General features: G+C 36.6%; 9 protein-coding genes and 1 riboswitch. Of the genes, 8 read left to right on the forward strand and 1 reads right to left on the reverse strand.

Annotated elements, in window-relative coordinates; translation table 11 throughout:
- Positions 1-68 precede the first annotated feature (68 nt).
- From BUB96_RS01400 to nrdG, 5 genes are all read left to right on the forward strand, one after another.
- On the forward strand, positions 69-1,658 hold the full coding sequence (locus BUB96_RS01400) for a peptide chain release factor 3 (RefSeq protein WP_073295158.1): 1,590 nt from the start codon (positions 69-71) through the stop codon (positions 1,656-1,658).
- 76 nt (positions 1,659-1,734) lie between these two features.
- Positions 1,735-2,244: a ribonuclease domain-containing protein gene (locus tag BUB96_RS01405; protein ID WP_073295162.1), complete on the forward strand. Its 510-nt coding sequence runs from the start codon at positions 1,735-1,737 to the stop codon at positions 2,242-2,244.
- Positions 2,225-2,518, forward strand: a complete 294-nt coding sequence (locus tag BUB96_RS01410) for a barstar family protein (RefSeq protein WP_073295165.1) — start codon at positions 2,225-2,227, stop codon at positions 2,516-2,518. Before BUB96_RS01405 ends, BUB96_RS01410 begins: the two co-directional genes overlap by 20 nt.
- A 107-nt stretch (positions 2,519-2,625) precedes the next feature.
- Positions 2,626-2,762, forward strand: a riboswitch (adenosylcobalamin (AdoCbl) riboswitch).
- A 187-nt stretch (positions 2,763-2,949) separates the two neighbouring features.
- Entirely contained in the window at positions 2,950-5,130 is a 2,181-nt protein-coding gene (nrdD, locus tag BUB96_RS01415; RefSeq protein ID WP_073295169.1) for an anaerobic ribonucleoside-triphosphate reductase, read from the forward strand.
- Position 5,131: 1 nt separating this feature from the next.
- The gene (gene nrdG, locus BUB96_RS01420) at positions 5,132-5,695 is read left to right on the forward strand and encodes an anaerobic ribonucleoside-triphosphate reductase activating protein (protein WP_073295173.1); all 564 of its coding nucleotides are present in this window, start codon (positions 5,132-5,134) and stop codon (positions 5,693-5,695) included.
- 336 nt (positions 5,696-6,031) lie between these two features.
- Here the strand turns inward: nrdG and BUB96_RS01425 are convergent, their stop codons facing one another.
- A complete protein-coding gene (locus BUB96_RS01425) occupies positions 6,032-8,341 on the reverse strand; it encodes an ATP-dependent Clp protease ATP-binding subunit (protein WP_073295176.1) in 2,310 nt (769 codons plus the stop codon).
- Positions 8,342-9,124: 783 nt separating this feature from the next.
- Here BUB96_RS01425 and BUB96_RS01435 point away from each other — a divergent pair.
- From BUB96_RS01435 to BUB96_RS01445, 3 genes are all read left to right on the forward strand, one after another.
- On the forward strand, positions 9,125-9,391 hold the full coding sequence (locus tag BUB96_RS01435) for a phosphocarrier protein HPr (protein ID WP_073295179.1): 267 nt from the start codon (positions 9,125-9,127) through the stop codon (positions 9,389-9,391).
- A gap of 2 nt (positions 9,392-9,393) precedes the next feature.
- Positions 9,394-11,115: a phosphoenolpyruvate--protein phosphotransferase gene (ptsP, locus tag BUB96_RS01440; RefSeq protein ID WP_073295182.1), complete on the forward strand. Its 1,722-nt coding sequence runs from the start codon at positions 9,394-9,396 to the stop codon at positions 11,113-11,115.
- Positions 11,116-12,109: 994 nt separating this feature from the next.
- Complete coding sequence (locus tag BUB96_RS01445) at positions 12,110-12,970, forward strand: NAD(P)-dependent oxidoreductase (protein WP_073295185.1); 861 nt, start codon at positions 12,110-12,112, stop codon at positions 12,968-12,970.
- Positions 12,971-13,190: the final 220 nt, after the last annotated feature.

Raw genomic sequence — 13,190 nt, forward strand, 5'->3', positions numbered from 1 at the left:
TGAAGAAACTGACTTTAATAAACTAAAAAGAATGAAAAACTATAGAAACATAGGAAGTGCATAAATTAATGAAAGTAGATCAACAATTATTAAAAAATGAAGTGAATCAACGTCGGACCTTTGCAATTATTTCCCACCCGGATGCTGGTAAAACAACGATTACTGAACAAATGTTAAAGCTTGGAGGAGCTATCCGACAAGCAGGGACGGTCAAGGGACGTAAAACGGGTAAATTCGCGACTTCTGACTGGATGGAAGTTGAAAAACAACGTGGAATATCCGTTACAAGTTCGGTGATGCATTTTAATTATGAAGATAAACATGTAAATATTTTAGATACTCCAGGCCATGAGGATTTTTCAGAAGATACCTATCGTACCTTAATGGCAGTAGACTCTGGAGTCATGGTCGTAGACACAGCCAATGGGATTGAAGCACAAACGGAAAAACTATTTAAAGTTTGTCGGATGCGTGGGATTCCTATCTTTACCTTTATGAACAAGTTAGACCGCGATGGCCGTGAACCGATTGATTTAGTGGAGGAACTAGAAGAGGTTCTTGAAATTGATGCGTATCCAATGAATTGGCCAATTGGAACGGGGAGAAGTTTAATTGGTGTTTATGATATTTATCATAACCGTATTGAATTTAATGATCCAGATGAATGGAATAATGGCGAGACGTATCTTCCTTTAAACGAACAGGGAGAAATTGAAGGGGAGCACCGACTAAAAGAAGATCGTCTATATGAGCAAGTTCTTGAAGAAGTGGAGCTTTTGAAAATTGCTGGAAATGAATTTTCTAAAGAAGCGATCGCTGCGGGCGAATTAACGCCGGTATTCTTTGGGTCAGCTCTAACAGGATTTGGTGTCGAAAGCTTTTTAAAAACATTTCTAGGATTCGCACCTGAACCAAGTACAACAATCGACCAAGAAGAACTAGCCGTTGAACCAACAGATGAGAATTTTTCAGGTTTTATTTTTAAAATTCAAGCCAATATGGATCCCAAACACCGAGACCGGATTGCGTTTGTACGCATCTGTTCGGGACAATTCGAGCCTGGAATGAGTGTGACCTTATCACGTACAGACCGAGATTTTCGTTTGAATAACTCCACTCAATTTATGGCGGAAGATCGTGAGATTGTTAAACACGCTGTGGCAGGAGACATTATTGGTTTATACGATACAGGAAATTTCCAGATTGGCGATACAATTTACGAAGGAAAAGATCAAGTAACTTTCAAAGAACTTCCACAATTCACGCCAGAAATTTTCATGAAAGTGGAACCTAAAAATGTAATGAAACAAAAATCTTATCACAAAGGAATTCAACAGCTCGTTCAAGAAGGAGCCATTCAATTATATAAAACCTATCATACTGAAGAATATATTTTAGGTGCAGTTGGACAACTTCAATTTGAAGTGTTTGAACATCGGATGAATAAAGAGTATAACTCCGAAGTGGTCATGAAACCTCTCGGCAATAAGATTGCTCGTTGGATTAATCCTGATCAATTGGATGAAAATATGAGTTCCAATCGAAGTTTATTGGCAAAAGATCGCTACGATCAGCCCGTTATTTTATTTGAAAGTGACTTCGCTTTGCGCTGGTTCAGTGATAAATATCCAGAAGTCGAACTTTATTCATTACTCTAACTTCTTCGAAAATGACTTTTATGTGTCATTTTACGAAGTAGAGCGAAAAACAATAGATAAAGTGAGGGATGAGTGAATGCTAAAAAGAGTGAAACAATTTTTGGTGTGGCCAATTTTGATGGTGTTGATGGTTGCTTGTGGGACGATGGATCTTTTAGAAGATATGCCTACTCCAGAAACAGAGACGTCCACGAGTGAGGATTCACGTAATGTTACAGAGGGCCAGTCTTATACAGAACCGCAAGATCTGGTCAATTATTTAGAAGCCTTTGATGAATTACCCCCTAATTTTTTAACAAAAAAAGAAGCGCGTGAACTAGGGTGGGACGCTAAAGAAGGTAACTTATGGGAAGTAGCACCAGATGCAAGTATTGGTGGCGATTATTTTGGAAATTATGAAGAGTTATTACCTGAAGACGACGACCGGGATTATTATGAAGCGGATGTCGATTATGAAGGAGGTCACCGTAATGCGAAACGTCTTATCTATTCAAATGATGGACTATACTTTTATACGGAGGACCATTATGAAAGTTTTGAAGAAATGAAACCAGGTGGTGAACAGAATGAAAATAATGGTAATTGATGGAGATTTTATGGTAACAAAGGATTTAATGTATGCCCATTTGAATCGTGTATTTAGTTTTCCAAAGTATTTTGGAAGCAACTTGGATGCATTATGGGATGTGCTTAATGAATCAAGTGAGCCAACTGTAGTTGAATTTACGCATGTGAATGCAGTGATTGAACATCTAGGGAAATATGGCGAAAAACTTGTTTCTATCTTTCATCAGTTAGATGAGGAAAACGAATTTTACACCGTAAACTTTTATCCAGGAGAAATAAAAGCTAATAAATAAAATATAATTTACCCCAAAAGCTTAGTAGAATAGAGACTAACTTTTGGGTTTTTATTTTTTGGTTGAAACACTATATATAGTATGTTAATCTTTAATTACATAAAAAAATAAGTATATATAGATAATAATAAATGGAATTCGGTGCAAATCCGAAACGGTCCCGCCACTGTAAGAACATTGTTCAAGTCAGGTCTTTTTATTAATATCTTTGGTGTAACTACTTCGAGGCAAAGTAGTAAACAAGTATCCCGAGTGCAATTCTGCCTTTGGGCTTTTTTGTTTTATGGTTTTTTTTGAATGGCTTATATTGTCGCCATCCAAAATAATATCTAAAAAAATTGCTTGCTTTCTGTTTCTTAGTAGTGAATATTTAATATTTTTTTGTAATTGTTTGTGAAATAATTAATTATTGACATAAGGGGGAATAGAGGATGCAAGTCCATAAAGAAGAAAAAATGACACAGAAAACAATATTCATCCAAAAACGAGATGGACGTAAGCAAGACTTTGATGTCCAAAAAATTACACAAGCTTTATCTCAAGCCACTCAACAATTGGATCAGAAATATTCACTTGAAGAGGCAAGAGAAATGGCTTTTGAAGTGGAAAGTAAAGTAGATAATTTAACTGAGGAAGTTAGGGGCAGTTTAACCACAACAAATATAGATGAGGTTGTTCTTGAAGTATTAGAACAAAAAGATTATCCGTTTCTAGCTGAAGCTTATATTCATCGAAGAGAAGAGAAAGCAAAAGGTCGAAAAGATCGTCGTGATGTAAATGTAATGATCCAACAGCTTCTCCAACAAGATAAAACCATTGTAAACGAGAATGCAAACAAAGATAGTAATGTGTTCAACACACAACGCGACTTAACAGCAGGAATTGTTGGGAAAGCGATTGGATTGAAGTTACTCCCAACGCATGTTGCAAATGCCCACGAAAAAGGGGAAATTCATTATCATGATTTGGATTATACGCCTTATTCACCCATGAGTAACTGTTGTTTAATTGATTTTCAATCCATGTTTGAAGAAGGGTTTCAGATTGGAAATGCTGAAGTGGAATCCCCTCGTTCAATTCAAACAGCTGCTGCACAAACGGCTCAAATTATTGCGAATGTGGCTTCTTCTCAATATGGTGGTTGTAGTTTTGATCGGATTGATGAAATATTAGCACCCTATGCTGAAATCAACTACGAAAAACATCTGAAAACCGCCCAAGAATGGCTGGAGGATAAAGAAAAACAACAAGCTTTTGCCTATGAAAAAACCAAAAAAGATATTTATGATGCCATGCAAAGTCTAGAATACGAAATCAATACTCTTTATACTTCACAGGGACAAACGCCATTTACAACGATTGGTTTTGGTCTTGGAACCAATTGGATCGAACGAGAAATCCAGAAAGCTATTTTCAAAATACGAATTGAAGGACTAGGAAAAGAAAAACGAACAGCTATTTTTCCAAAATTAATTTTTACATTGAAAGATGGCTTAAATCTCAAACCAGCGGATCCCAATTATGATATCAAGCAACTAGCGATAGAGTGTTCAATTAAAAGAATGTATCCCGATATTATTAGTTACGATAAAATTGTTGAATTGACAGGAAGTTTTAAAGCGCCAATGGGTTGTCGTTCATTTTTACAAGGTTGGAAAAATGATGCAGGCGAAGATGTTACCGCTGGTCGAATGAATTTAGGCGTTGTCACTTTAAATATTCCACGAATCGCCATGGAAGCTGAAGGAAATAAAACACGATTTTTTGAGATGTTAGAAGAAAGATTATTCATTTTAAAAGATGCCTTGCTTTTTAAAGCACGACGAGTCATGGAAGCTGTACCGGAAAACGCACCAATTTTATACCAATATGGAGCTTTTGGTGATCGCTTAGAATCTAAAGATGATGTATCCAAATTATTTTTAAATCGTCGCGCAACTGTTTCCCTAGGATATATTGGTTTATATGAAGCAGCAACGGTATTTTACGGACCTGAATGGGAAGATAATCAAGCAGCAAAAGATTTTACAATCGAGATTTTATCTTTACTGAAACAAAATGCCGATGAGTGGAGCGATGCGTATGATTTGCACTTCAGTGTTTACTCAACGCCTAGTGAAAGTTTGACGGATCGTTTTTGTAAAATAGATACAGAAAAATTTGGCTTAGTATCTGATATTACAGATAAAGGTTATTACACTAACAGCTTCCATTACGATGTACGGAAAAATCCCACACCTTTTGAAAAGCTCGATTTTGAAAAAGATTATGCGCCTTTAACAAGCGGAGGCTTTATTCATTATTGTGAATATCCAAAATTAAGCAGTAATCCAAAAGCACTAGAAGCTGTTTGGGATTATGCCTATGACAAAATTGGCTACCTTGGAACCAATACGCCCATTGATCAATGTTTTGAATGTCATTTTGAAGGAGAATTTTTACCAACAGCTGAAGGCTTTAAGTGCCCTCAATGTGGAAATACGAATCCTGAAACCTGTGATGTGGTGAAGCGTACGTGTGGGTATCTTGGAAATCCTCAAAAACGTCCTATGGCAGAAGGTCGCCATAAAGAAATTAAGGCACGCGTGAAACACATGAAAGGGGCCGAATAATTTGGGGACTTTTGATCCTGTGAAGTGGGAGTCTAAAGATTTTAGCCAAAACTATATTGCAGACTACAAGCCGTATAATTTTGTGGATGGCGAAGGAGTTCGTTGTAGCTTATATGTAAGTGGTTGTCCCTTTGCTTGCAAGGGTTGTTACAATAAGATCGCACAAAATTTTAAATATGGAAAACCATATACAGAAGAATTAGAAAAACAAATTGTTGAAGATTTAAAAGCAGAGTATTGTCAGGGCTTAACTTTACTCGGTGGTGAACCATTTTTAAATACAGACGTGACGATTTCAATTTGCGAACGTGTTCGCGAAGTCTATGGGGATCAAAAAGATATTTGGTCTTGGACAGGCTATACTTGGGAAGAAATTTTACGAGGAAGTGAAGATAAGTTAGCTTTATTGGATTTAGTGGATGTACTCGTTGATGGACGCTTTGTATTAGAACAGTTTAGCTATGATTTAGATTTTAGGGGAAGTTCTAATCAGCGGATTATTGATGTGAAGAAATCTCTAGCACAAGAAGAAGTCGTCTTGTGGAACGAAGGATATTATAAATAAAAAATAAAAGAGACTCATTTGTAAGATGATCAGCTGATCAAATTATAAACGAGTCTCTGTTTCTTTAAATTTATGGAATTTGAGCTGGTTTTTTGCTTTAATAAATTATAATTCTTATTTATTAGACAAAACCTGAGAAAATGTCCAAAAGTCTGTGTCCATTATTTAGTCTAGCTCAACAGCATCCATTGTCTCATTAATGTCCACATTTTAACGAATAAAGGTCTATCTAGCTTATTCAAAAATTTAAAAACAGATCGGATAAACTTTAAATACATAAATTCTTATCCAATTAAAAAAGCACTCGTTTCCGAGTGCTTTCAGGAGTAGACTTTTTTATTCTTCTTCATCAGAATCTTCAGTATCATCCTCTGATTTTTCATTATCATCTGATACTTCATCTTCAGGTCCATCTACTTCAATTTCAATATTCATTTTTTCTTGTTCTGAATTTTTAGTGACGACAATTTCATCGTCAGAAACGGTCACATAAATTTCACCAACATCTGGATTTTCAAGATAAAATTCGGCGATTTTATCTTCTATTTGTTCTTCAATCACACGACGTAACGGACGGGCACCCATGCTTGGGTTATAGCCTAAATCTACTAATTTTTCTTTGGCTTCCTTATCAACATGAATGGTAATGCCATGTGCACTCATTGACTCGTTAATTTCTTTTAGCATAATATCCACAATATCTAACAAGTTATCTTTGGTTAGTGAGTTGAATTCTACAATTGCATCGAATCGGTTTAAGAATTCAGGTTTAAAGAAATCACCCAATTGATCTAATATCGATTGTTGAGTACCTTCTAAAGTAGCACCAAAACCAACGTTTGCTTCGGCACCTCCACTACCTGCGTTACTTGTCATAATAATGATGGTGTTTTTAAAATCAACAGTTCGTCCTTGAGAATCAGTTAAACGACCATCGTCCATAATTTGTAAGAACATATTCAATACATCTGGGTGGGCTTTTTCCACTTCATCCACCAAGACTAAGCTATATGGATTGCGACGGATTTGTTCAGTTAATTGACCGGCTTCTTCGTAACCAACATAGCCAGGAGGAGAACCGATTAATTTACTAGTACTGTGTCGATCCATAAATTCACTCATATCTAGACGAATATAAGCATCACGGTTTCCAAATAGTTCAAAAGTTAAAGCTTTTGCGAGTTCTGTTTTACCGACACCCGTTGGACCTATAAATAGGAAAGAACCGATTGGGCGATTAGTTTTACGTAAACCAATACGATTTCGACGAACAGCACGCGTAACTTTATCAATGGCTTCGTCTTGCCCTACAACAACCTTTTCAAGTTCTTTATCTAAATCACGAAGTTGTGTTTGTTCTTTTTCTTTTAATTCACCTACTGGGATTCCTGTTTTAATTTCAATGATGTTAATCATATCTTGTTCAGTAACAGTCGGCGTTTCAGAATCATGATCTTGATGTTCAAGCATTCCTTCATATTTTGAGATTTGGTCTCGATAGAAAGCTGCTTTTTCATAATCTTCTCTCTGGGTTGCTTCTTCTTTTAATTTATCAGCTTCATCAATTTGTTCTTGGATAGCTTCTGGATCTCGTGTTTGAATGGTTAAATTTTTCTTAGAACCTGATTCGTCAAGCAAGTCGATCGCTTTATCCGGTAAGAAACGATCTTGTATATAACGATCAGATAAATCAATCGCTGAGCGTATCGCTTCTTCTGAATATTTTACGTGGTGATAATTTTCATATTGTTCTTGAATTCCTTTAAGAATCGTATACGTTTCTTCTAAATCAGGTTCATCCACGCGTACAGGTTGTAAACGACGTTCCAAAGCAGAGTCTTTTTCAATCACTCGGTATTCATTTAAAGTAGTTGCTCCAATTAACTGAATATCTCCACGAGCAAGGGCAGGCTTTAAGATATTTCCAGCATCGCTATTTGAACCTTCTGCAGATCCAGCACCAACGATTTGATGTACTTCATCAATGAATAAGATAATGTCTGGATTTTCTTCCAGTTCACTAACTAGTTGTTGCATTTTTTCTTCAAATTGACCACGAATTCCCGTTCCAGAAACGAGACTAGCGACATCTAATTGAATGATTTCTTTCTTCGCTAATTTTTGAGGAACTTCTCCATGAACGATTTTTAAAGCCATACCTTCTACAATCGCTGTCTTACCTACACCAGCTTCACCAATAAGAACTGGATTATTTTTTCGACGACGGTTAAGAATTTCACTGACACGTTCTATTTCTTCGTCTCGGCCAATCACACCATCGATTTTACCTTCACGTGCCATATCGTTTAAGTTAATTCCGAATTCTCCAAGGAGTCCTCCACGACCACCTTGTCCTCCTTCAGGGGGAGTAGGTCCACCGAACCCTTGAGAAGGTTGATCTTGTTGTGGTCTTTGTCCTTGAGGTCTTGTCGCACCGCCGCTCATTGCACGGAATAAATCATCAAAGTTTCCAAAACCGAATGGATCGGGTGTTCTGTTCGGGTTATTTAGATTTCTTGCATCATTATGTTGTTGTCTAATTTCACGATAGCAATTTTGGCAAATATCAATTTCTCTTTTTTGACCATTTACTCTGGTTGTTAAATGAATGGTTGCTTCATTCTTTCTACATCTTTCACAAAGCATCCAAACCACTTCCTTTCAAATGTTTTATCAAGTATATTTTATATCATATAGGCTCAAAAGAAAGAGATATGGTTTAAAAATATCAAGAACTTTCCGTTTGACTATCTCTGACCTTTGACAATATATAGTATACTCTGACCAATGTTGACTTTCAAGTGTTATGCTTAAAAATATTAAGTTTATTTTAAAAGGAGAAGTCTATTATATCAGTGTTTTAAGTAATTTGTTCCATAGAAGTGACTACAAAGAGATATGCAATAAGTCCTACGACAGATCCATAGAAAATAAAAAGTCTGACCAATGATTTTAAAGAAGAGTTAAGGAATATTGAAGAAGCAACAGGAATGGTTAATGATGTAGAAGTATATGAAATGGAAGGGCTGGATATTAGAAATTTTGTAGGAACGGTTTTACATTAGTCAAATGTCATTGAAGTATTGGATCAAGATGAGTATAGAGAAATATATACATAATATGTTTTATAGACCAGAAATGAATCTCAAACAGTAGATCCTATATTTCATTGTTGATATTATAACTTGGAATACTTATTAGAAACTTCATAATTAAATATTTTTATTATGTCCCTAAAACTAAAGGTTTCTAGTTTAATTTGCCAAATAATATTTTAGATAAATAATGGTTGAGAATCATTTTGAAAAATGGTAATCTTGACTGGAGGACTCGTGAAAATGCTTCCTGATGGATTTCTAATTTATTTAGGAACGAGAAGTATTTCTATCCTTCAGAAATAAAAAATATATTTATAGAGGAGTTTTTTGAATGGTAAAACACGAATTTAATATTACAGCAGATACAGGGATCCATGCACGTCCAGCTACAATGTTAGTGCAAACAGCAGGTAAGTACAGTTCAGATATTACTTTAGAGTATAATGGTAAATCAGTAAACCTAAAATCAATCATGGGCGTTATGTCTCTTGGTGTTGGTCAAGGTGCTGAAGTTACAATCACTGCTGATGGCGAAGATGAAGAAGAAGCAATGGAAGGCATCAAAGCAACAATGAAAAGCGAAGGACTGGGCGAATAATAATGAGCAAAAAAATAACTGGAATTGCGGCAAGCGATGGTTATGCTCATGCTAAAGTTTATCGTCTAATCGAGCCTGATCTTACAATTGAAAAAACAGAAATTGAAGATCCTGCCATTGAAATCGAGCGTTTAAAAGAAGCAATTGAGAAATCAAGTGCGGAAATTGGACGTATTCGTGAGATTGCTGCTCAATCATTAGGTGAAGAAGAAGCGCAAGTTTTTGATGCACATGCGATGATTTTGTCTGACCCAGAAATGACAAGTCAAGTAGAAGAAGCAATTACTACAAACAAAATAAATGCAGAAGCAGCTTATGAAGAAGTTACAGATACATTTATTACAATGTTTGAAGGTATGGAAGATAATCCTTATATGCAAGAGCGAGCGGCAGATATTCAAGATGTCTGCAAACGTGTCATTGCTACATTACTAGGTGTTTCATTACCAAACCCTTCTACGATCGATGAAGAAGTTGTTATTGTGGCTCACGACTTAACTCCAAGTGATACAGCACAATTAAATAAAAAATATGTCAAAGCTTTTGTAACGAATATTGGTGGTCGTACATCTCACTCTGCAATTATGGCTCGTTCATTAGAAATTCCTGCTATCGTTGGTACAGGTACAATTTCTGATGAAGTTTCAGAAGGAGACATGTTACTTGTAGATGGAATTGAAGGAACGGTTCTTGTTGATCCTTCAGAAGATGAAGTTGCCGAATATGCAACAAAAGCTGAAGATTTCGAACAATTAAAAGCAGAATGGGAAAAATTAAAAGACGAACCAACTGTGACAGCTGATGGTAAACAACTTGAATTAGCTGGAAATATTGGAACACCTCGTGATTTAGAAGGTGTTTTAGAACATGGTGGAGAAGCGATTGGTTTATACCGTACAGAATTCTTATACATGGATTCTCAAGAGCTTCCTACTGAAGATGAACAATATGAAGCTTATAAAGAAGTGCTTGAAGGTATGGAAGGTCGACCAGTTGTTGTTCGTACAATGGATATTGGTGGCGACAAAGAACTCCCATACCTTGCATTACCAGATGAAATGAATCCATTCTTAGGTTACCGAGCTATTCGTATTAGTTTAGACCAAGATGAAATCTTCCGAACACAATTACGAGCACTATTACGTGCTTCTGTTCATGGAAGACTTCGTATCATGTTCCCAATGATTGCTACGTTGCAAGAGTTTCGTGATGCAAAAGCAATCTATGAAGAAGAAAAAGAAAAACTTCAAAGTAAAGGCGTTGAAGTTTCTGATTCAATCGAAGTTGGTATTATGGTGGAAATTCCAGCAGCTGCAGTATTAGCTGACCAATTTGCGAAAGAAGTTGATTTCTTCAGTCTTGGTACAAACGATTTAATCCAATACTCAATGGCCGCTGACCGTATGAATGAACAAGTTTCATATTTATACCAACCATATAACCCTTCTATCTTACGTTTAATCAATAACGTCATTAAGGCAGCACACGCTGAAGGTAAATGGGCAGGTATGTGTGGAGAAGTAGCTGGAGATCAAACCGCTGTACCTCTACTTGTTGGTATGGGATTAGATGAATTCTCAATGAGTGCTACAAGTATTCTAAAAACGCGTAGTTTAATGAAACGTCTAGATTCTTCTAAAATGGAAGAATTAGTAGAGAAAGCATTGAACGAAGCAACTTCAAATGAAGAAGTTAAAGCGTTAGTTGAAGAATATACCAAATAAATATTTAAATAGTAATTTCGGAGGAGCTAGGGAACTAGCTCCTTTTTTTTGATTTTAATCCTCGATAAAAACGAGTTAGAACAGCTTATCGCACACAAAACGCGAAACAGTGAGTGCTGGGAGGATTTATCACACACAGAACATGAAACAGTGAGCGCTAGCAATGCTTATCACACACAGAACGAAAAAAAGTGGGTGTAGATGGGATCTACCGACACAAAACGCAAAAAAAGTGAGCGCTGATGGAATCTGCTGACACAAAATGCAAAAAAGTGGGCGTTGATCGAATCTGCTGACACAAAACGCAAAAAAGTGGGCGCTGATGGGATCTACCGACACAGAACGCAAAAAAGTGGGCGCTGATGGGATCTACTGACACAGAACGCAAAACAGTGGGCGTTGATCGAATCTGCTGACACAAAACGCAAAAAAGTGAGCGCTGATGGGATCTGCTGACACAAAACGCAAAACAGTGGGGGCTGATAGGATCTGCTAACACAAAACGCGAAACAGTGAGCGCTGATGGGATCTACCGACACAGAACGCAAAAAAGTGGGCGCTGGTGAGATCTGCCAACACAAAACGCAAAACAGTGGGCGCTGATGGGATCTACCGACACAGAACGCGAAAAAGTGGGCGTTGATGGGATCTACCGACACAGAACGAAAAGCGGTGGGCGTTGATGGGATCTACCGACAAAAAACGCAAAACAGTGAGTGCTAATGTAATATGTTGCACACCGAACATAAGGTGCTTCAGAAAAATGGGCGTTTTTCACCGTATAAAATCTTACTAATCCGCATACTAGAGAGGTTTTTCACTTAAAACCTAATAAAGCAAAAGAAGACCAAATCTACTGAACTTACTTTCTCTCTTCATAGATAATTTTTGATTCTCTAGGAGGACTCCTGTAGAGTTATCATAGGTAAAATATAGGTTTGTTATCAGGAATAATGTAGATAGTTAAATTAGAAATTATTAGGAGGAAATTTTCATGAAGATTGGATTTATTGGAACAGGTGTTATGGGATCGTCTATGGTACGTCATCTTTTAAAAGCAGGGTATGAAGTGAACGTCTATAATCGTACAAAATCAAAAGCTATGCCTCTAACTGAAGAGGGAGCGGTTTGGAAAAATACGCCTGCTGAAATTGCGAAAACTTCAGATGTCATTTTGACAATTGTCGGGTATCCGATTGACGTTGAAAAAGTTTATTTTGAAGAAGATGGTGTGTTTGAAGGCTTATCAGAAGGCAAAACCATTATTGACATGACAACAAGTACTCCAGCACTTGCCGAACAATTAGCAAAAGAGGCGGAAAAAATTGGAGTTGCTGCATTGGATGCACCAGTTTCAGGTGGAGATTTAGGTGCTAAAAACGGAACATTAACGGTTATGGTTGGTGGGGAGCAAGCAGCTTATGAAAAAGTTCAACCTATTTTAGATACGTTCTCAAGTGAATTAAGATTATTTGGTCCAGCAGGAAGTGGGCAACATACAAAGATGGCGAACCAGATTATGGTTGCTGGAACAATGACAGGGCTCATTGAAATGCTAGCTTATGCAAAAAAGGCAGGACTTGATTTAGAAGAAGTCGTAAAAACAGTCAATGGTGGTGCGGCACGGAACTGGTCTTTAGAAAATTACGGACCGCGTATTATTAAAGAGGATTATTCTCCAGGCTTCTTTGTGAAACATTTTGTAAAAGACTTGAAAATTGCTTTAGATGAAGCTGAAAAGATGGAACTAAATCTTCCGGCAACGACTCAAGCTTATGAATTATACAAAAACTTAGAAAGCGTTGGCTACGGAGATGAAGGAACTCAATCATTAATTAAATTGTGGTGGGATTAAGTTTTACATGAATAAAATATGTAGACTGAAAATACCATCGAATCTAAATAAAATTTAAATAAGATCAGTTCTTTTAAATTTTGACCGATATGATTCGAATGAAATAACAATCTATTCAGAAGGATTCATTGCGTGTGTCTTCGAATCCTTCTCTTTTTTTGTTAGAATTAGAGGAAATCAATGTTATTTAACCGTTTATTTGGTAAAATAAACTACGACC

The sequence above is a fragment of the Atopostipes suicloacalis DSM 15692 genome (assembly GCF_900129085.1).
GTDB classification, from domain to species: Bacteria; Bacillota; Bacilli; order Lactobacillales; family Carnobacteriaceae_A; genus Atopostipes; species Atopostipes suicloacalis.

What these genes read in the sequence shown, in the direction of transcription:
- BUB96_RS01400 (WP_073295158.1), top strand. Translation starts at nt 69, where the DNA reads ATGAAAGTAGATCAACAATTATTAAAAAATGAAGTGAATCAACGTCGG.
- BUB96_RS01405 (WP_073295162.1), top strand. Translation starts at nt 1,735, where the DNA reads ATGCTAAAAAGAGTGAAACAATTTTTGGTGTGGCCAATTTTGATGGTG.
- BUB96_RS01410 (WP_073295165.1), top strand. Translation starts at nt 2,225, where the DNA reads ATGAAAATAATGGTAATTGATGGAGATTTTATGGTAACAAAGGATTTA.
- nrdD (WP_073295169.1), top strand. Translation starts at nt 2,950, where the DNA reads ATGCAAGTCCATAAAGAAGAAAAAATGACACAGAAAACAATATTCATC.
- BUB96_RS01425 (WP_073295176.1), bottom strand. Translation starts at nt 8,341, where the DNA reads ATGCTTTGTGAAAGATGTAGAAAGAATGAAGCAACCATTCATTTAACA.
- BUB96_RS01435 (WP_073295179.1), top strand. Translation starts at nt 9,125, where the DNA reads ATGGTAAAACACGAATTTAATATTACAGCAGATACAGGGATCCATGCA.
- ptsP (WP_073295182.1), top strand. Translation starts at nt 9,394, where the DNA reads ATGAGCAAAAAAATAACTGGAATTGCGGCAAGCGATGGTTATGCTCAT.
- BUB96_RS01445 (WP_073295185.1), top strand. Translation starts at nt 12,110, where the DNA reads ATGAAGATTGGATTTATTGGAACAGGTGTTATGGGATCGTCTATGGTA.